The 19215-nt window shown below is 62.0% G+C and carries 15 protein-coding genes; 5 read left to right on the top strand and 10 right to left on the bottom strand.

Annotated features, from left to right (window positions below; genetic code table 11):
- The first annotated feature begins 4 nt into the window (after positions 1-4).
- Both ACXX81_RS16615 and ACXX81_RS16610 read left to right on the top strand, forming a co-directional pair.
- On the top strand, positions 5-3067 hold the full coding sequence (locus ACXX81_RS16615) for an efflux RND transporter permease subunit (RefSeq protein ID WP_322212833.1): 3063 nt from the start codon (positions 5-7) through the stop codon (positions 3065-3067).
- A 117-nt stretch (positions 3068-3184) separates the two neighbouring features.
- On the top strand, positions 3185-3412 hold the full coding sequence (locus ACXX81_RS16610; protein ID WP_209989480.1) for a hypothetical protein: 228 nt from the start codon (positions 3185-3187) through the stop codon (positions 3410-3412).
- Between the two features lie 83 nt (positions 3413-3495).
- Here ACXX81_RS16610 and ACXX81_RS16605 read toward each other — a convergent pair whose 3' ends face one another.
- Complete coding sequence (locus ACXX81_RS16605; protein ID WP_458572065.1) at positions 3496-4185, bottom strand: DUF4197 domain-containing protein; 690 nt, start codon at positions 4183-4185, stop codon at positions 3496-3498.
- Between the two features lie 28 nt (positions 4186-4213).
- Complete coding sequence (gene plsB, locus ACXX81_RS16600) at positions 4214-6715, bottom strand: glycerol-3-phosphate 1-O-acyltransferase PlsB (RefSeq protein ID WP_458572064.1); 2502 nt, start codon at positions 6713-6715, stop codon at positions 4214-4216.
- Positions 6716-6898: 183 nt separating this feature from the next.
- Here plsB and ACXX81_RS16595 point away from each other — a divergent pair, with 183 nt between their 5' ends.
- Positions 6899-7108 carry a cold-shock protein gene (locus ACXX81_RS16595; protein ID WP_057007767.1) on the top strand — a complete coding sequence of 70 codons (210 nt, stop codon included), beginning with the start codon at positions 6899-6901 and terminating at the stop codon, positions 7106-7108.
- A 109-nt stretch (positions 7109-7217) separates the two neighbouring features.
- On the opposite strand, the gene ACXX81_RS16590 is transcribed toward ACXX81_RS16595, so the two are convergent.
- The 4 genes from ACXX81_RS16590 to ACXX81_RS16575 all read right to left on the bottom strand — a co-directional run bounded on the left by ACXX81_RS16590 (position 7218) and on the right by ACXX81_RS16575 (position 12460).
- Entirely contained in the window at positions 7218-7595 is a 378-nt protein-coding gene (locus ACXX81_RS16590) for a hypothetical protein (RefSeq protein WP_458572063.1), read from the bottom strand.
- Positions 7596-7651: 56 nt separating this feature from the next.
- Entirely contained in the window at positions 7652-8461 is an 810-nt protein-coding gene (locus ACXX81_RS16585) for a putative RNA methyltransferase (protein WP_458572062.1), read from the bottom strand.
- On the bottom strand, positions 8461-9612 hold the full coding sequence (dapE, locus tag ACXX81_RS16580) for a succinyl-diaminopimelate desuccinylase (RefSeq protein ID WP_231421980.1): 1152 nt from the start codon (positions 9610-9612) through the stop codon (positions 8461-8463). Before dapE ends, ACXX81_RS16585 begins: the two co-directional genes overlap by 1 nt.
- A 256-nt stretch (positions 9613-9868) precedes the next feature.
- Positions 9869-12460 (bottom strand): glycosyltransferase, encoded by a 2592-nt coding sequence (locus ACXX81_RS16575; RefSeq protein WP_209989497.1) that lies wholly within the window; start codon positions 12458-12460, stop codon positions 9869-9871.
- Positions 12461-12677: 217 nt separating this feature from the next.
- On the opposite strand from ACXX81_RS16575, the gene tcdA reads away from it, so the two are divergent.
- Positions 12678-13481, top strand: a complete 804-nt coding sequence (tcdA, locus tag ACXX81_RS16570; RefSeq protein WP_209989500.1) for a tRNA cyclic N6-threonylcarbamoyladenosine(37) synthase TcdA — start codon at positions 12678-12680, stop codon at positions 13479-13481.
- A 780-nt stretch (positions 13482-14261) separates the two neighbouring features.
- Here tcdA and ACXX81_RS16565 read toward each other — a convergent pair.
- From ACXX81_RS16565 to ACXX81_RS16550, 4 genes are all read right to left on the bottom strand, one after another.
- Positions 14262-14678, bottom strand: a complete 417-nt coding sequence (locus tag ACXX81_RS16565; protein WP_209989503.1) for a SufE family protein — start codon at positions 14676-14678, stop codon at positions 14262-14264.
- On the bottom strand, positions 14675-15880 hold the full coding sequence (locus ACXX81_RS16560) for an aminotransferase class V-fold PLP-dependent enzyme (RefSeq protein ID WP_458572061.1): 1206 nt from the start codon (positions 15878-15880) through the stop codon (positions 14675-14677). The genes ACXX81_RS16565 and ACXX81_RS16560 overlap by 4 nt, the downstream gene beginning before the upstream one ends.
- 69 nt (positions 15881-15949) lie before the next feature.
- The gene (gene dapD / locus ACXX81_RS16555; protein ID WP_003231250.1) at positions 15950-16984 is read right to left on the bottom strand and encodes a 2,3,4,5-tetrahydropyridine-2,6-dicarboxylate N-succinyltransferase; all 1035 of its coding nucleotides are present in this window, start codon (positions 16982-16984) and stop codon (positions 15950-15952) included.
- A gap of 31 nt (positions 16985-17015) precedes the next feature.
- Complete coding sequence (locus ACXX81_RS16550) at positions 17016-17378, bottom strand: ArsC family reductase (RefSeq protein ID WP_209989511.1); 363 nt, start codon at positions 17376-17378, stop codon at positions 17016-17018.
- Positions 17379-17563: 185 nt separating this feature from the next.
- On the opposite strand from ACXX81_RS16550, the gene ACXX81_RS16545 reads away from it, so the two are divergent.
- A complete protein-coding gene (locus tag ACXX81_RS16545; RefSeq protein ID WP_209989514.1) occupies positions 17564-19213 on the top strand; it encodes a Na+/H+ antiporter in 1650 nt (549 codons plus the stop codon).
- The last annotated feature ends 2 nt before the right edge of the window (positions 19214-19215 follow it).

The following is a 19215-nucleotide window of genomic DNA, read 5'->3' as shown; positions in this document are numbered from 1 at the left end:
CCCCATGGGTTTCAATCTTTCCGCATGGGCGTTGCGTAATCGCCAGATCGTGTTGTTCCTGATGATCCTGCTGGCAGTAGTCGGTACGTTGTCCTATACCAAGCTGGGGCAAAGCGAGGATCCGCCGTTTACGTTCAAGGCCATGGTGATCAAGACCAACTGGCCAGGCGCCACGGCCGAGGAAGTCTCGCGTCAGGTCACCGAGCGCATCGAGAAAAAACTCATGGAGACCGGCGATTACGAGCGCATCGTGTCGTTCTCCCGGCCTGGAGAATCCCAGGTCACCTTCATTGCCCGCGACGCCATGCACTCGGCGCAGATCCCCGAGTTGTGGTACCAGGTGCGCAAGAAGATCAGCGACATTCGCCAGACCTTGCCGCCGGATATCCAGGGGCCGTTTTTCAATGACGAGTTCGGCACCACCTTCGGCAATATCTACGCGCTGACCGGTGACGGCTTCGACTACGCCGTGCTCAAGGACTACGCCGACCGTATCCAGATCCAACTGCAGCGCGTAGCGGATGTGGGCAAGGTCGAGTTGCTCGGCCTGCAGGACGAGAAAATCTGGATCGAACTGTCCAACCTCAAGCTCGCCACCCTCGGCCTGCCCCTGGCGGCGGTGCAGCAGGCGTTGCAGGAACAGAACGCCGTCTCCACCGCCGGCTTCTTCGAAACCCCGACCGAGCGCGTGCAACTGCGTGTGTCGGGCAACTTCAAAAGCGTGGAACAGATTCGCGACTTCCCGATTCGCGTTGGCGAGCGAACCCTGCGTATCAGCGATGTGGCCGAGATTCGGCGTGGCTTCACTGATCCGCCTTCACCGCGCATGCGCTTCATGGGCGCCGATGCCATCGGCCTGGCCGTGGCGATGCGCGACGGTGGCGACATCCTGGTGCTGGGCAAGGCCCTTGAAGGCGAGTTCGCACGGCTGCAAAAGAACCTTCCGGCCGGGATGGAGCTGCGCAAGGTGTCGGATCAGCCGGCAGCAGTGAAAACCAGTGTCGGCGAATTCGTCCAGGTGCTCGCCGAAGCATTGGCCATTGTGCTGCTGGTGAGTTTCTTCTCCCTGGGAATACGCACCGGCATGGTGGTGGCCCTGGCGATTCCGCTGGTGCTGGCCATGACCTTCGCCAGCATGTATTACCTCGGCATCGGCCTGCACAAGATCTCCCTCGGCGCCCTGGTGCTGGCGCTGGGCCTGCTGGTGGACGACGCCATCATCGCCGTGGAAATGATGGCGATCAAAATGGAGCAGGGCTACGACCGCTTCAAGGCCGCCAGTTTCGCCTGGACCAGCACCGCCTTCCCGATGCTCACCGGCACGCTGATCACGGCAGCAGGCTTCCTGCCGATTGCCACCGCACAATCGAGTACCGGCGAATACACCCGCTCGATCTTCCAGGTAGTGACCATTGCGCTACTCGCTTCATGGGTGGCAGCGGTGGTGTTTGTGCCGTTCCTGGGGGAAAAACTTCTGCCGGATCTGGCGAAGATTCATGCGGCCAAGCATGGCGCCAGTGGGCCCGATCCCTACGGCACCGCGTTCTATCAACGTGTCAGACGTGTGGTGGAATGGTGCGTACGCCGACGTAAAACCGTGATCGTGCTGACCCTGTTGCTGTTTATCGGCTCGGTGGTGTTGTTTCGCTTTGTGCCGCAGCAGTTCTTTCCGGCCTCCGGTCGCCTGGAGTTGATGGTCGACCTGAAGCTGGCCGAAGGCGCGTCCCTGAGCAACACTGCCGACCAGGTCAAGCGCCTTGAAGGTTTGCTCAAGGAGCATGTGGGGGTCGATAACTATGTGGCCTACGTGGGCACCGGTTCGCCGCGTTTCTACCTGCCGCTGGACCAGCAACTGCCAGCCACCAGCTTTGCGCAGGTGGTGGTGCTCGCCAGCACCATCGAGGCGCGCGAAGACCTGCGCACCTGGCTGATCGAAACCCTCAACGAACAATTTCCCGACCTGCGTTCCCGCGTCACGCGCCTGGAGAACGGCCCGCCCGTGGGCTACCCGGTGCAGTTCCGGGTGACCGGCGAGCACATCGACGAAGTGCGCGCCCTTGCGCGGAAAGTGGCGGCCAGGGTTCGCGAAAACGCCCATGTGGTCAATGTGCACCTGGACTGGGAAGAACCGAGCAAGATCGTCTACCTCAATATCGATCAGGACCGTGCGCGCGCCCTCGGCGTGAGCACCGCGAACCTGTCGCGATTCCTCCAGCGCTCGTTGACCGGCGCCAGCGTCAGCCAATACCGCGAGGACAACGAGTTGATCGAAATCCTGCTGCGCGGCACCGTCCAGGAACGTACGCAGTTGTCGCTGCTGCCCAGCCTGGCGGTGCCCACCGACAACGGCAAGAGTGTGGCGCTGTCGCAGATCGCCACCCTCGAATATGGCTTCGAGGAGGGCATCATCTGGCACCGTAATCGCCTGCCGACGGTGACGGTGCGCGCCGATATCTACGGCAAGGAACAGCCAGCGACCCTGGTCCAGCAGATCCTGCCGACCCTTGCGGAGGTGCGCGCCGAGTTGCCGGATGGCTACCTGCTCGAGGTGGGTGGCACCGTCGAAGATGCCGCCCGTGGACAGAACTCGGTGAAGGCCGGCGTGCCCTTGTTTATCGTGGTGGTGCTGACGTTGCTAATGCTGCAACTGCGCAGCTTCTCACGCACCGCCATGGTGTTTCTCACCGCACCGTTGGGCCTGATCGGCGTGACGCTGTTCCTGCTGGTATTCCGCCAACCTTTCGGCTTTGTGGCGATGCTCGGCACCATCGCCCTGTCGGGCATGATCATGCGCAACTCGGTGATTCTGGTGGATCAGATCGAACAGGACATCAAGGCCGGCCTTGCGCCCTGGCAGGCGATCATCGAAGCCACGGTGCGGCGCTTTCGTCCGATTGTGCTGACGGCGCTGGCGGCAGTGCTGGCGATGATTCCCCTGTCGCGCAGTGTGTTCTTCGGGCCGATGGCGGTCGCGATCATGGGCGGGCTGATTGTGGCGACGGCGTTGACGCTGTTGTTCCTGCCGGCGCTGTATGCGGCGTGGTTTCGAGTAAGGAAGGACGCGTAGCCTCCGGAACCATTTCTCTCTGGATACCACACAAGGATTACCCGACCGGTAGGTGCCGTCGCACACACAATGCGACGCTTTGGGTTCCGATGTGAATTCAGCTAGAAAGGAATATTTATGATCTTGCCAATACTGATGATGCTGCCGATGCAGATGATGAATTCGATGTTAGGGGGGAATGGACAAGGCCAGGACCAGGACAAAGATAAAAGCAAAGACAGGGAGGGTAACAAGCTGGACATCAATATTACGATCAACAATGAAAACAACAATGCCAACGAAAACTCGGGCATGTCGTTTTCTCAAAGTGGTAATTTCTCGTCCCAAGGCCGCATAAGTTACTGAGTGTGCTGACAAGCAAGCCCGGCACTCGGTTGAGCAAAAAAAAGCCCTGACACTGTCAGGGCTTTTTCATGCGTCAGTCAGGCTCAGCGTGCACCAAAGACTTTCCTGGCCAGGCTCGTCACCGCCGCTGCCGGATTCTTGCGGATGGTTTCTTCCTGCTGCGCAATCATCTTGAACAAACCGTCCAGCGCCTGCTCCGTCACGTAGCTTTCGACATTCGCGCTCTTGGCATCCACCGCGCCAAAAGCCGCCGCCTTGCCGGCCAGGGCGTTGTACTGCTGGGCCACGCCGACCTTGTCGGTCGCTGCTTTGACTATTGGCAGGAACCTGGCGCGAATCTGCTCGCGGCTGCTCTTGTTCAGGTACTGCGTGGCCGAGTCCTGACCGCCGCTGAGAATGCCCTTGGCGTCGGTCACGCTCATGTTTTTCACGGCGTTGACCAGGATCGGCTGAGCCTGGGTCACGGCGGTTTCGGCGGCCTTGTTCATGCTGGTTTCCAACTGGGTGACCTGTTCACCCATGCCGAACATCTTGAGTTTGTCGGCGACTTTACCGAGCTTGCCCGGCAGGCCGATTTTTACCTCAGGGTTGTTGCTGAAACCGCCGGGGGTACCCAGTTGTTTCACGGCAATCTGCGCGCCCTGGGTCAGCGCATCCTTGAGGCCGCCACTGGCGTCGGCCTGGGACAGGCTGGCAAGGTCCAGGGCCATGGCGTTGGCACCGAGCAGCAGGCCGGCACACAGGGCAGTCAGGCGGAGCGTGTTACGGAGCATGAAGGGCTTCCTTATGTTCAGAGGTTGATCATTCAAGTGCAGGTTCGACCGGCGCTTCGGCCGCGCCATCGACACGGTGCAGCGCCACCTGACGGATCGACAGGCGAATGTCGGCGGGCAATACGCGTTTGGCGGCGCCTTCGGCCAGCTCGCCGAGCAAATCGTGATAGCTCAATTTGCCGGCTTCGTCGCGGCGCAGCACATCTTGCTCCAGCAGTGTCTGGATGAAATGTCGGAAAAGGCTCTTGTCGAAGAATTCCGGGGCATTGAGGCCATGCAGGATCGACAGGCGCTGGGCCATGATCGTGCACAGGTCTTCCAGCTCTTCGGCGCTGATGCTGCTCTGGCCGCTGTTGAGCAGCAGCGAGATTGCCATATAGAAGCGTTGCAGGGTCTGGGCGATGCTCTTGGACAGCAATGTCAGCAGCACAAAATGCCGCGAACTCGGCGCCGGACGCAGGTACACCTCGTTCTCGAAGCGCAGCAGGCCCTGTTCGACAAACGCTTGCAGCCATTGGTCGACCACCGCGTCGAGGTCTTCCAGGGACCAGCGGATAAACAGCTCCGATTGCAGGTACGGGTACAGCGCGTGGGTGTAGCGCAGCATCTGCTCGCGGCTCATGCGCGAGCTGCTCTGGAAGAAGCTCGCCAGCAGGGCCGGCAGGGCGAAGATGTGCAGCACGTTGTTGCGGTAGTAGGTCATCAGGACGGCGTTCTGCTCGTCCAGGTAAAGAATCTTGCCCAGGGCATCGCTTTGTTCCGACAGCAGGTCCATGTCCTTGACGTGTTTGATCAGCGCCAGGCCGTCACCTTCGGGCAAGGTGGTGTGCGGCGAGTAGGGCACGCGGCGCAACAGCGCCAGGTACAGGTCGAGCTGGCGGGCCATGGCCTGTTCGTCCAGGGCCAGGCGTGTGGTCGAGAGCAAGGCCAGGGCCACCAGGTTCACCGGGTTGACCGCCGCCGCTTCGTTGAGGTGGCGCGCCACCTGTTCGCCCAGGCGGTGCGTGGTTTCGTGCAGCCACGCCGGCTTGTAGTTCGGGCCCAGTTCCTGGGAGCGCCAGTCCGGCTGCTCGCTGTCGAGGAACTCGGCCAGCTTGATCGGCTCGCCGAAGTTGACCGCGACCTGGCCAAAGCGCTGCTTGAGCGCGCCGACCACTTTGAAAATATCGAAGATCGACTCTTTCTTCTTGCTCGCGCCGCGCAGTTCGCCGAGGTAAGTGCGGCCTTCGAGCACGCGTTCATAGCCGATGTACACCGGCACGAACACGATTGGCATGCGCGAAGAGCGCAGGAAGCTGCGCAGGGTGATCGCCAGCATGCCGGTCTTGGGCTGCAGCATGCGCCCGGTGCGCGAACGCCCGCCTTCAACGAAATACTCCACCGGGAAACCCTTGGTGAACAGGGTGTGCAGGTATTCGTTGAACACCGAGGTGTACAGCGGGTTGCCCTTGAAGGTGCGGCGCATGAAAAACGCACCGCCACGGCGCAGCAGGCTGCCGATCACCGGCATGTTCAGGTTGATCCCGGCGGCGATGTGCGGTGGGGTCAGGCCGTTCTTGAACAGCAGGTACGACAGCAGCAGGTAGTCGATATGGCTGCGGTGGCAAGGCACGTAGATCACCTCGTAGCCCTGGGCGACCTGTTGCACACCTTCGATATTGTTGACCTTGATGCCGTCGTAGATCTTGTTCCAGAACCAGCTCAGCACCACTTCGAGGAAGCGGATCGCGGTGTAGGTGTAGTCCGAGGCGATCTCGTTGCCGTAGCGCAGGGCCAGGGCCTTGGCTTTTTCCGGGGCGATCTTTTCCCGTTCGGCCTCATCCAGGATGGCCTGGCGCACCAGGGGCATGTTCACCAGGCCTTTCACCAGGTTGCGCCGGTGGGACAGGTCGGGACCGATGACCGCCGTCTTCAGGTTACGAAAGTGCACGCGCAGGATGCGCTGGGCCATGCGCACGGTGCGTTCGTGGCCTTTATTGTGCTCGATCAATTCGCGCAGGTTGATTGGCGCGGAGAATTGCACCCGGGTCTTGCGGCCCAGGATCAGGATGCTCAACAGGCGGCGCAGGCGCCCGGTGACAGCCCAGCTGTCGGCAAACAGCAGCTTCCAAGGGCTGGACTCGCTCTCGGGGGACTGGCCCCAGAACACGCTGACCGGAATGATTTGTGCATTCTCTTCGGCGTGTTCGCTGAGGGTGTTGACCAGCCGCGTCAGGGTAGGCGGCGCCCCGCGCTTGTCCTGGCGGCCCAGCCAGTCCGGCTCCGGCGTGAGGTAGAAGAACGCAGCAGCTTCCATCAACGGGCCTACCGCCACCGGCAGCACTGGGCGCGGCAGGCCGGCCTTGGTGCACTCGGCATCGACCACGGCCAGTTCGGTGAGGGAAGGCGATTGCAGGACATAGAACACCGGCCGGCTGCGGTCGAGGTTGAGGGTCAGGGACGACTGGTTGATCGTCTCCGAGCGAACCCAGAGGTACAACAGTCGGCGCAAGGTGCCGAACACCAGACGGCGGAACGGGGAGCGGGTCATAGGCGAGCTGCTTGAAGTGGAAAAAAACCGAGCAGGCGCTCGGGTGGGTAGTGTGCCGTATTCGCCGAAAATCGGCAAAAAAGCAGCGATGTAAACTTGAGTTGATGGTTTTTGAGCCTGTCTTATACTCGGCAGTTCAATGCGGACAACTCAACAATAAAAATGCATGTGGGAGCAAGACGGATGACGACGCGCGAAACCGGCAATGTGAAGTGGTTCAACGATGCAAAGGGTTATGGCTTTATACAGCGTGAAGATGGCAAGGATGTGTTCGTGCACTACCGCGCCATTCGCGGTGAAGGCCACCGCTCGTTGGCCGAGGGCCAGCAGGTGGAGTACGCCCTGGTGAGCGGCGAGAAGGGCTTGCAGGCCGAGGATGTGGTCGGCCTGTAAGTCCACTACTGAACCCATGTGGGAGGGGGCTTGCTCCCGATTGCAGTGAGTCAGCTACACATAAGCTGGCTGACCCACCGCTATCGGGAGCAAGCCCCCTCCCAAACGGTCAGGCGGTTTTCCAGGTGATCTGCTCTTCACCGTCGGCGCTGATGCGAATCCAGGTGTCGGCGCTTTCCTCACCTTCCTCCTCGACCCACGTGCCCGGCGCGCAGCGCACTTCGACGTTCAGCGCGGCAAAGGCGGCGCGGGCGCAGGCGATGTCGTCGTCCCAGGGAGTCTGGTCGCTTTCCAGGTACAGGCTGTTCCATTTGCCGACGGCTTTGGGCAGCCAGGTGACGGGCACGTTGCCGGCCGTGCACTTGTAGGTCTGGCCTTTCTGGACCCAGTCCGAGCAGGCGCCCAGGGCAGCGCCCAGCCAGGCGGCGATGGCCCTGTGGTCGACGTCGGCGTCCTTCAGGTAAATCTCGATATCGGGTTGGCGCATGGATGTTCCTCGTTGCGGGATTTTAAAAATCCATTCGCGGGTGCTGAAAAAGTCGGTTATTGAAGCACGAAATAATCGTAGCGCATCGACACGGTGACCAGCAGCGGCTCGGCCGCTTCGATCACCCGGGCACGGCGCTCGGCGCTGGCGCGCCAGCCGTGGGGCGTCATCGCCAGCAGGTTGGCGCGGTCCCCGGGCTCGGCCAGGCTCAGGCTGAACTCGAGAGTTTCGCTGTGTGCCAGGCTCATGCCGTCCGGCACCAGGGCCAGGTGCTTGTCATCGGTGTACTCGCGCACTTCGTCGTACAGGCGTTCGCGCAGCTCCAACAGGTGGCCGCTGGTAGGGCCGACCTTCATCAGGCCGCCGCCGGGGCTGAGCAGGCGCTTGGCCTCTTCCCAGTCCAGCGGGCTGAACACGCTGGCCAGGAACTGGCAACTGTCTGACGCCAATGGCACACGGGCCATGCTGGCGATCAACCAGGTGACGGCGGGGTTGCGCTTGCACGCGCGTTTGACCGCTTCCCGGGAGATATCCAGTGCATAACCGTCGGCATTCGGCAGGGCTTCGGCGATCTGCGCAGTGTAGTAACCCTCGCCGCAGCCGATGTCGACCCAGCGCTGCGGTGCGCGTTCGGCGGCCAGTTCAGCCAGGCGCCGGGCCACCGGCGCATAGTGGCCGGCGTTGAGAAAGTCGCGACGCGCCTCGACCATCGCCAGGTTGTCGCCCGGGTCGCGGCTGTTCTTGTGCTGCACCGGCAGCAGGTTCAGGTAACCCTGACGCGCGCGGTCGAAACGGTGCCCGGCCGGGCACGCCACGCCGTTGTCCACCGGGTTGAGCGGGGCGCTGCAGAGGGGGCAGGCGAGCATCAGGCGAGCAACTTGATCAGGGTCTGGTAGTAGATCTCGGTGAGCACATCAAGGTCGCTGGCCAGGATGCGTTCGTTGACCTGATGGATCGTCGCATTCACCGGGCCCAACTCGACCACCTGGGTGCCGAGGGTCGCGATGAAGCGTCCGTCCGACGTACCGCCGCTGGTCGATGCCTGGGTTTCGCGACCGGTAATCGCCTTGATGCTGGCCGATACCGCATCGAGCAGCGCGCCCGGTTCGGTCAGAAACGGCAGGCCGGACAGCGCCCAGTCCACGTGCCAGTCCAGGCCGTGCTTGTCGAGAATCTGCGCAACGCGCTGTTGCAGGCCTTCCACGGTGGATTCGGTGGAGAAGCGGAAGTTGAACACCGCCGTCAGGTCGCCGGGGATCACGTTGGTGGCGCCGGTGCCGGAATTGAGGTTGGAGATCTGGAAGCTGGTCGGCGGGAAGAACGTGTTGCCATCGTCCCAGTGCTCGGCAGCCAGTTCCGCCAGGGCCGGCGCGGCCAGGTGAATCGGGTTCTTCGCCAGGTGCGGGTAAGCCACATGGCCCTGCACGCCGCGTACGGTGAGGGTTGCGCCGAGCGAGCCGCGACGGCCGTTCTTGACCACGTCGCCCACCAGGGTGGTGCTCGACGGTTCGCCGACGATGCACCAGTCCAGGCGTTCGTTGCGCGCGGCCAGGCGTTCGATCACGGCCTTGGTGCCGTGGTGCGCCGGGCCTTCTTCATCGCTGGTGATCAGGAAGGCAACCGAACCACGGTGGTCCGGGTAGTCCTGCACAAACCGCTCTGCCGCCACCAGCATGGCCGCCAGGCTGCCTTTCATGTCTGCCGCGCCACGCCCGCAGAGCATGCCGTGTTCGTCGATCAGCGCGTCGAACGGGTCGTTCTGCCAGGCCTGCAGCGGGCCGGTCGGCACCACGTCGGTGTGGCCGGCAAAGCACAGCACCGGGCCTTCATGCTGGCCGTGGGTGGCCCAGAAGTTGTCCACGTCCTCGATGCGCATCGGCTCCAGGGCAAAACCGGCGTCGCCCAGGCGCTGCATCATCAGCTTCTGGCAATCGGCGTCGATCGGCGTTACCGAGGGGCGACGGATCAGGTCGATGGCAAGTTGAAGGGTCGGCGAAAGGTCGGCATGGGCCGTCATGGGAAAACTCCGGGAAGCGTGTAATGGGCGCAGGACGAATGTGGAATACAGAACTTGAAACGGCGCAGATCCAATGTGGGAGGGGGCTTGCTCCCGATTGCAGTGAGTCAGCCAAAATGATGTCACTGACTTGCAGCCATCGGGAGCAAGCCCCTCCCACATAAGGCAATCGGTGCTTGCCTGATCCAACAAAACGGCCGTTATCTTATAGCAAAACGGCGACCAGAGGCCGCCGTTTAGTGCATTGCGCAAGTTTTTACGCCGCAGGCACAGGCTCGGGCGCCGCTGCCGGTTTGGGCAGTGACGACAGGAACGCCATGATCAGCGCGGCCACATACGGCAGCGACTGCACCAGCAGCATCACCACCCAGAAACGCATGTCATTGCTTGGCAGGCCCTGCACCAGGTAGATCCCCAGCGCCGCGCCCCACAACAGCAGCATGATGAACATCTCTTCGCGCGCTTCGGAAATTGCCACCCAAAAGCCGTGGTTATCGGCGTTTTTCGGCGTACGGAAGAACGGAATGCTGGTGGTGAAAAAGCCATACAGCACCGCCTTGGCGATGGTGTGCGACAACGCCAGCCCGGCCAGGGCCGCACAGAACGCGTCCTTGAGGTTCACGCCGACGGCGCGGCGGTACAGGAAGATGATCTTGCCCACCTTGAACACGAACAGCGCCAACGGCGGAATCGCGAAAATCAGCAACGGCGGGTCGACCCGCGTCGGCACGATGATCATCGCCGCCGACCACAACAGCGCGCCGACGGTGAAGAAGATGTTCATGCCGTCCGCCACCCACGGCAGCCAGCCCGCGAGGAAGTGGTAGCGCTGACCACGGGTCAGCTCGGTGCCCTTGCCGCGCAAGAGGCTCGCGGTGTGGCGCTTGATGATCTGGATCGCGCCATAGGCCCAGCGAAAACGCTGCTTCTTGAAGTCGATGAAGGTGTCGGGCATCAGGCCCTTGCCGTAGCTGTCGTGGTAATACGCCGCCGAGAGGCCTTTCTCGAATACCCGCAGGCCCAGTTCGGCGTCTTCGCAGATGCACCAGTCGGCCCAGCCGAGCTCTTCGAGCACCGAGCGACGGGTCATGGTCATGGTGCCGTGCTGGATGATCGCGTCACGGTCGTTGCGGGTGACCATGCCAATGTGGAAGAAGCCCTTGTATTCGGCGTAGCAGAGCTTCTTGAAGGTGCTTTCGTTCTGGTCGCGGTAATCCTGTGGCGATTGCACCACGGCGATTTTCGGGTCGGCGAAGTGCGGCACCATGTGCTTGAGCCAGTTGGGCGACACGCAGTAGTCCGAGTCGATCACCGCGATTACTTCGGCGTCCACGGCGGTGTGCGGGATCAGGTAGTTCAGCGCGCCGCCCTTGAAGCCGGCCAGGGGCGAGACGTGGAAAAACTTGAAGCGCGGGCCGAGGGTTTCACAGTAATCGCGCACCGGTTCCCACACCGCGGGGTCCTTGGTGTTGTTGTCGATGATCAGGACTTCGTAGTCCGGGTAATCCAGGGCGGCCAGGGCGTCGAGGGTCTGTTTGACCATCTCCGGCGGCTCGTTGTAGCACGGCACATGGATCGATACTTTCGGGCGGTAATCCGAATCACCTTCCACCGGCAGGAATTCACGCCGGCGCTTGTGCGTCCACACCGCTTCGGCCAATTCGTGGGCCTCGGTCAGTAACACGATGAACACGCCCATGGCACCCAGTGCCAGCAGGAATCCGACGGTCAGGCTGAACCAGGTGCTGTACTGCTGGCTGTAGTCGTAGCCGATCCACACCAGCACCGACCCGCACAAGAACGCAATAAAGGTCAGGAAGGTACGACCGCGCTGACGCAGCGCCGAGCCATCGATCATCAGCAGGGTCAGCGAGAGCAGGGCCAGCACCACCGAGCCGATCGCCAGCACCCGCCATTGCGGGATCGCGACCACCGGCCCTTCAAAGTTGAATTTCTGCTGGCGCGCCGCGTTGAACACGCCCCAGTAGGCGCCTGCCGAGCCTTCGTCGCTGACCTTCCAGGGCTGGTCGAACGCCTCGATCACGAAATAGTTAAAGCCCTGGCGATTAAGCTTGTTGACCAGTGTGCGCAGGTAGATCGCCTGGTCGGCCGGGGACGATTCATTGCCGCCACGCATGCGCCCGTTGCTCGGCCAGCCGACTTCGGACAGCAGCAGCGGTTTTTTCGGGAACAGTTTCTTCAGGTCGCGGGCGCGGTCGAGTACGTACTGGCCGGCCTTGTCCATCGGAATGAACTCCCAGAACGGCAGGATGTGCGCGGCGATCAGGTCGACGTGCCTGGCCAGTTGCGGGTTCTTTTCCCAGATGTGCCACTGCTCGGAGGTGGTCACCGGCACTTTCACCGCGGCGCGCACCCGGTCCAGCAGCACGATCAGCGCTTCGGGGGTGATTTCTTCACGGAACAGCGCTTCGTTGCCCACTACCACGCGCACCACGCTGCGCGAGCTGTTGGCGATTTCGATAGCGCGCTGGATTTCACGCTCGTTGCGTTCCAGGTCCGGGCTGATCCAGATGCCCAGGGTCACGCGCAGGCCGAACTCTTCGGCCAGTTTGGGGATATCGCCCAGGGTGCCGTCGACCGAGTAGGTACGGATGTTGTCCGTCAGCTTGCTCATGATTTCGAGATCGCGACGCATCTGGTCGTCGCTCGGGTACTGGTTTTTCTGCGGGTACTGGCCTTGCTGGAACGGCGAGTAGGAGAACCCCGAGATCTGTTCAGGCCAGTTGGGAGTGGTGACCGGGCGGTTGATCAGCGCCCAGAAACCGGTGAACAGCGCGGCAATTGCCAGCACCACCACCAGGTTGAGTCCAAATTTACGCGATGACATGGCGATTTCGGGTTCCAAAGGGTGTGGAACGAAAAGAGGCGTCGGCTAACGCCGAACGGCGCGCATCCTACACCGGCCTTTCCCTGAGCGTACAGCAAGCCGAGAAAAACCTGACATTGGGCAGCGAAACGCCCACTAAGTTCTTCACCGGTCAGTTGTCGCTTAAAACTTGCCGCTGCGTAGCCCATACTGCGCGCCGGTTTTTGGGGTAATGGTCATGAGCACAGAAGATCCACGGTTTGCAGGCGTCGCTCGCTTGTATGGCATTGAAGGCCTGGAACGCTTGAAAGCGGCCCATGTGGCGATCGTCGGCGTCGGCGGCGTTGGCTCCTGGGCGGCGGAAGCCATGGCCCGTTGCGGGGTGGGTGAGATTTCGCTGTTTGACCTGGACGATGTCTGCGTCAGCAACAGCAACCGCCAGTTGCACGCGCTGGACAGCACCGTGGGCAAACCCAAGGTCGAGGTCATGGCCGAGCGCCTGCGCAGCATCAACCCGGCGTGCACGGTGCATGCAGTGGCCGATTTCGTGACCCGCGACACCATGGCTGAATACATCACGCCGAATATCGACTGCGTGATCGACTGCATCGACGCGGTCAACGCCAAGGCCGCGCTGATTGCCTGGTGCAAGCGCCGCAAGATCCAGATCATCACCACCGGCGGCGCGGGTGGGCAAATTGATCCGACGCTGATTCAGGTGTGCGACCTGAACCGCACGTTCAACGACCCGCTGGCCTCGAAAGTACGCTCGACCCTGCGTCGTGACTACGGGTTCTCGCGCACGGTGACGCGTCATTACAGCGTGCCTTGTGTGTTTTCCAGTGAGCAACTGCGCTATCCGAAGCCGGATGGCAGCATCTGTTTGCAGAAGAGTTTTGTCGGCGATGGGGTGAAGCTGGACTGCGCGGGTGGGTTTGGTGCGGTGATGATGGTGACTGCGACGTTTGGGATGGTGGCGGCGACCAAGGCGGTGGATAAGATTGTGGCGGGGGGGCGCAGGCCGTCGGAGCGTAGGTCTTAAGCAGGTGTAAGGGTGTACATATCCGTTGCTGCGGTAACGACTGATATGGGTTCCGCCCTTACGGCGGGTTACTTTTTGAAGAGCGCAAAAAGTAACCAAAAACGCTTTGCCCCACCACTCGGCACCTCGCTCAGGCTCGGTGTGCCCGCACGCAGGCTTGAATCCGTGGGCCGCCGCAATGGGCCATCCATGGCCCAGTGCGGCTAACCCGGCGTCCTGCCGGGTTACCCACGGATTCAAGCCTGCGTGCGGCCAGCGTGGTTAACGGGGCGCTTGAGATCAAGATCAAAAGCAAAGCAAAGCAAAAGCAGTGTGATATCCATCAGACAAATGGAGATCCAAATGTGGGAGGGGGCTTGCTCCCGATGGCAGTGGGTCAGCTACACATAAGCTGACTGACACTCAGCCATCGGGAGCAAGCCCCCTCCCACATTTTGAACAGCGTTCGGCAGCCAATTCCGGTCGGCTCTAAGGCCGCCGCGCTTTTGCTTTTGATCTGTGGCGCCCCGTCAAACACGCTGGCCGAACGCAGGCTTTGGAGCGTGGGTAACCCGGCAGGACGCCGGGTTAGCCGCGCTGGGCCAGGGATGGCCCATCGCGGCGGCCCACGCTCCAAAGCCGGAGTGAGGGCATGCCGAGCCTAGGCGAGGCACCGAGTGTTGGGGCAAGAGCCCTTTTGGTTACTTTTGGGGCTCTTTTCCAAAAGTGACCCGCTGTAAAAGCGGAACCCTAAGTAGCCGTTACCGCAGCAACGGATATGTCCCCCCGGTTATGTCCCCCTCAACTCTGCATACAACTCAACGCCCGCATACGCTGCAAAACCGCATTCAACCCATTACTACGCGAAGGCGACAACTGCCGAGACAACCCCAGTTGATTGAACCAATCAGGCAAATCCACCACCTGCAGCTCAGCCGCAGAAAGCCCATTAACCCGCGCCAGCAACAGGGCCACCAACCCACGAATCATCCGCGCCTCGCTGCTGGCGGTAAATTGCCAGTGCCCGTCCTGCAAGCGACCCACCAACCACACCAGGCTTTCGCAGCCCTGCACCAGGTTGGCCTCGACCTTGTCTTGCTCCGCCAGTATCGGCAGCCGTTCGCCCCATTGCATCAGCATCCGCGCGCGCTGCTCCCAGTTGCCCACGGCCTGGAACGCCTGCAGCGCGGCCACCGCATCCACCGGCAATTGACTCATCGCAACATATCCAGGGCCTGATCCAGCGCCGCGAAGAATCGCTCCAGGTCATCCGAGTCGTTGTACAGCGCCAGCGACACGCGGATCGCCCCGGACAATTGCATGGCCTTGAGCAACGGCATCGCACAATGATGGCCGGCACGGATGGCGATGCCTTGTTCGGTCAGCAGGTGAGCCAGGTCGGCGTTGTGCGCGCCTTCGACCACGAAGCTGGCCAGTGCTGCCTGCGGCGCGCCCAGTACGCGCACGCCGTTGCGCGCTTTCAGGCCGCGCAGCAGGTAGTCATGCAGGGCCGCTTCATGGGCGACGATGGCGTGCGGGTCCAGGGAACTCAGGTAGTCCAGGCTGGCGCCCAGGCCGATCACGCCGGCAATCGGCGGCGTGCCGGCCTCGAAGCCCAGCGGCGCGGGGCGAAAGCTCGCGGCGTGGTACTCGGCCTGCTGCACCATCTCGCCACCGAACTGCCAGTGACGCAGGTGATGCAGGGCTTCGTTGCGGCCGAACAGCACGCCGACGCCGTCCGGGCCGTAGAGCTTGTGGCTGGAAAACACATAGAAATCGCAGCCCAGGGTTTGCACGTCGTGGCGGCCATGCACAATGCCCTGGGCGCCGTCGACCACGCTCAGGGCACCTTGCGCGCGGGCCAGTGCCAGCAAGTGTTGCAGGGGTTGCCAGGTGCCGAGCACATTGGACAACTGGCTCACAGCCAGCAGCCGCGTACGCGGGCCAATCAGTTCGGCGGCGGCGTCGAGGTCGATCACACCGGCTGCATCGAGCGGCAATACCACCAGTTTCAGCGCGCGGCGTTTGGCCAGCTGCTGCCACGGTAAAAGGTTGGCGTGATGCTCCAGGGCGCTGATGACCAGCTCATCGCCTGCATTGAACAAATGCTCAAGGCCATACGCCAAAAGGTTCAGTGCCGAGGTGGCGCCATGGGTGAACACGATTTGCCCGCTGTCGCCTGCGTTGAGCCACTGCGCGACCTTCAGACGGCTGTCTTCGAACGCCTGGGTGGCATGGGCCCCCGGCAGATGCTGGGCACGGTGCACATTGGCGGCGCCATTGGTGTAGTAATGGCTGATCGCATCCAGCAAGGCCTGGGGTTTTTGTGTGGTGGCGGCATTGTCCAGATAGGTCTGGTCCTGCCGTTGCAGGGTGGCAATGGCCGGGAAATCGGCGCGCCAGGGGGAGGGCAAAAGCATGGTGGTCAAGACTCGTATAAGCGAACCGCACCCCGAGGGCGCGGCCCGCCAGTGGCATCGAGTGGCTGCTTAGTTGTGAGCGTGCAGCGCTTCGTTCAGTTCGATGGCCGATTTGTGGGTTTTGCACTCCACGGCACCGGTCTCGGAATTACGGCGGAACAGCAGGTCAGGCTGGCCGGCCAGTTCGCGCGCCTTGACCACCTTGACCAGTTGGTTCTGCTCGTCCAGCAGTGCCACCTTGGTGCCGGCGGTCACGTACAGACCCGATTCCACGGTGTTGCGGTCGCCCAGTGGAATACCGATACCGGCGTTGGCGCCGACCAGGCAGCCTTCACCGACCTTGATCACGATATTGCCGCCGCCCGAGAGCGTGCCCATGGTGGAGCAACCGCCGCCCAGGTCCGAGCCCTTGCCGACGAACACGCCAGCCGAGACACGCCCTTCGATCATGCCCGGGCCTTCGGTGCCGGCATTGAAGTTGACGAAACCTTCGTGCATCACCGTGGTGCCTTCGCCCACATACGCGCCCAGACGGATACGTGCGGCGTCGGCGATACGCACGCCGGCCGGGACCACGTAATCGGTCATTTTCGGGAACTTGTCCACCGAGAACACTTCCAGCAGATCGCCACGCAGGCGCGCTTCCAGCTGGCGCTCGGCCAGTTCATTGATGTCGATCGCGCCCTGGCTGGTCCACGCCACGTTCGGCAACTGCGGGAACACACCCGCCAGGCTCAGGCCGTGGGGCTTGACCAGGCGATGGGACAGCAGGTGCAGCTTGAGGTACGCCTCGGGCGTGGACGTGAGCGCTGCGTCTTCGGCCAGCAGGGTGGCGACCAGCGGCGTGTGGCTCTCGGCCAGGCGGCTCAGCAGCGCGGCCTGTGCAGTGTCGACGCCTTTAAGCGCGTCGGCCAGTTGCAGAGCCTGGGACACGGTGAAGGTGATGGCCTGGTTACCGTCGGTGTAACCGAGGATTGGCGCGATGGCCGCGACGATTTCAGCCGAAGGGTTGAGCAGGGGTTGTGCGTAAAACACTTCCAGCCAGGCACCCTGGCGGTTCTGAGTGCCAACGCCGAAGCCCAGGCTGAACAGGGAATGGGACATGCTGTTACCTCTACAAAAATGGAAGGCTGGCCTACTTGAGGGCCGCCGAATAACTTTCTGGCTTGAAGCCAATCAGGGTTCTGTCTCCGAGATCGAGCACCGGGCGCTTGATCATCGAGGGTTGTGCGAGCATCAATTCAATGGCTTTCGACTGATCGAGATCGGCTTTGCGTTCGTCTTCGAGTTTGCGAAAGGTGGTTCCCGCACGGTTCAACACCACTTGCCAACCGTGCTCATTGCACCATTGGGTCAAATGTTCGCGGTCGATACCGGCCGTTTTGTAATCGTGGAACTGATAGGTGACGCCGTGCTCGTCGAGCCAGGTGCGCGCCTTTTTCATGGTGTCGCAAGCTTTGATGCCGAAAAGGTGCAACGTTTTGCTTGAATCGGTCAAGGAATTGCCCCCTTTTGGACTAATGAAACCGAAGGATCGCGGATTATGCCATGCCCAGCGGATTTGGGTGCTGTAGGACTTTTGTGCACAAGCCAGCGCAGCATAGGCAGCTAATATGGCACTTCAACTGCCAATTGTTGCCTGATGTGTGTCATTGCAAGTCGATTGTCCGGGAACCTCGCTTTATGCAAACCGCTTACACCGTGCTTATCCTGCTGATGCTGGTCAGCGTTTCGCGTCTCGTCGGACGTGTCATCCCCCTGCCGTTGCCCCTGGTGCAGATTGCCGCCGGCGCCTTGCTGGCCTGGCCGACGCTGGGGCTGCATGTGGCGCTGGACCCGGAGCTGTTCCTGTTTCTGTTTTTGCCGCCGCTGTTATTCTCCGATGGCTGGCGCATGCCCAAGCGCGAGTTGTGGCGCTTGCGCGGACCGATCCTGACGCTGGCCGTGGGGCTGGTGCTGTTCACCGTGGTGGGCGCGGGCTATTTTATTCATTGGCTGTTGCCTGCGATCCCGCTTCCGGCGGCCTTCGCGTTGGCGGCGGTGTTATCACCAACGGACGCGGTAGCCGTGTCGGCCATTTCCCAGAATCGCCTGCCCAAGCCGCTTATGCACATGCTGCAGGGCGAGGCGCTGATGAATGATGCGTCGGGCCTGGTGACCTTCAAGTTCGCCCTGGCGGCGGCGTTGACCGGGGTGTTTTCCCTCGCAGACGCCAGTCTGACGTTTGTGTTGGTGGCGGTGGGCGGCCTGGCAGTGGGTGTGGCGTTGAGCTGGCTGGTCGGCCGTCTGCGCGCCTGGATGATCGCGCGCGGCTGGGACGATCCGGCCACCCATGTGGTGTTCATGTTGCTGCTGCCATTTGCCGCGTACGTATTGGCCGAGCGCCTGGGCGCGTCAGGCATCCTCTCGGCGGTGGCGGCGGGCATGATGCAAAGTTGGCTTGACCTGCTGCCGCGCCAGACCAGTACGCGCCTGCTCAATCGCAGCGTCTGGTCGTTGCTGGAATTCGCCTTCAACGGTCTGATATTTCTACTGTTGGGTCTGCAACTGCCGGACATCATCAAGGCTGTTGTCAGCCATGAGCCGACCGTGTGGCCAACCCTGTTGTACCGCTGTCTGGACGTGATTGCGATCTTCCTGGTGCTGGTGGTGTTGCGCTTTATCTGGGTGCAAAGCATCTGGCGCCTGTCAGTCCTGCTCCGACGTATACGTGGGAAAGGTGAGCTGACACAGGTGCCGACCGCGCGCTCGTGCTGGCTGTTGACCTTTGGCGGCGTGCGCGGCGCCGTGACCCTGGCCGGTGTCATGTCGGTGCCCTTGCTGCTGGCGCCGGGTCAGGATTTTCCCGAACGCGACCTGCTGATCTTCATCGCGGCCGGGGTGATTCTGTTGTCGCTGGTCGCAGCCTGCATTGCCTTGCCCCTGCTGTTGCGGGGTATCGAAAAGAGCCCGGATGAAAAACGCCACAACGAAGTGCGCGAGGCCTGGAAGAAAACTGCTGTGGCGGCGATCCATGCCCTTGAAGCCGAGGAATCCGCCGAAGCGGACCCTGCGGATGCCGCCAAGGCAGCCCTGGCGACCGAGTTGCGGGCGCGGTTGATGTCGGAGTATCGCCATCAGTTGGAAGTGTTCAACGACTCCGCCGAAGCCCAGGCTTTGGCGCTGCAAATGGACCAGCTTGAACGCAAGCTGCGCCTCAAGGCCCTGCGTGCGCAGCGCCTTGAATTGTACCGCCTGAGCCGTCTTCACCAGATTGGTGATGACGTGTTGAGGGAGGTGTTGGCGGAACTGGATATGAGTGAAGCGAATCTGGGGACAGTCAGGCCTGGATAGCT

It is taken from the genome of Pseudomonas sp. GNP013, from assembly GCF_054343995.1.
Note: the sequence above shows the minus strand (reverse complement) of the source record. Positions and strands in the feature narration are given on the sequence as shown.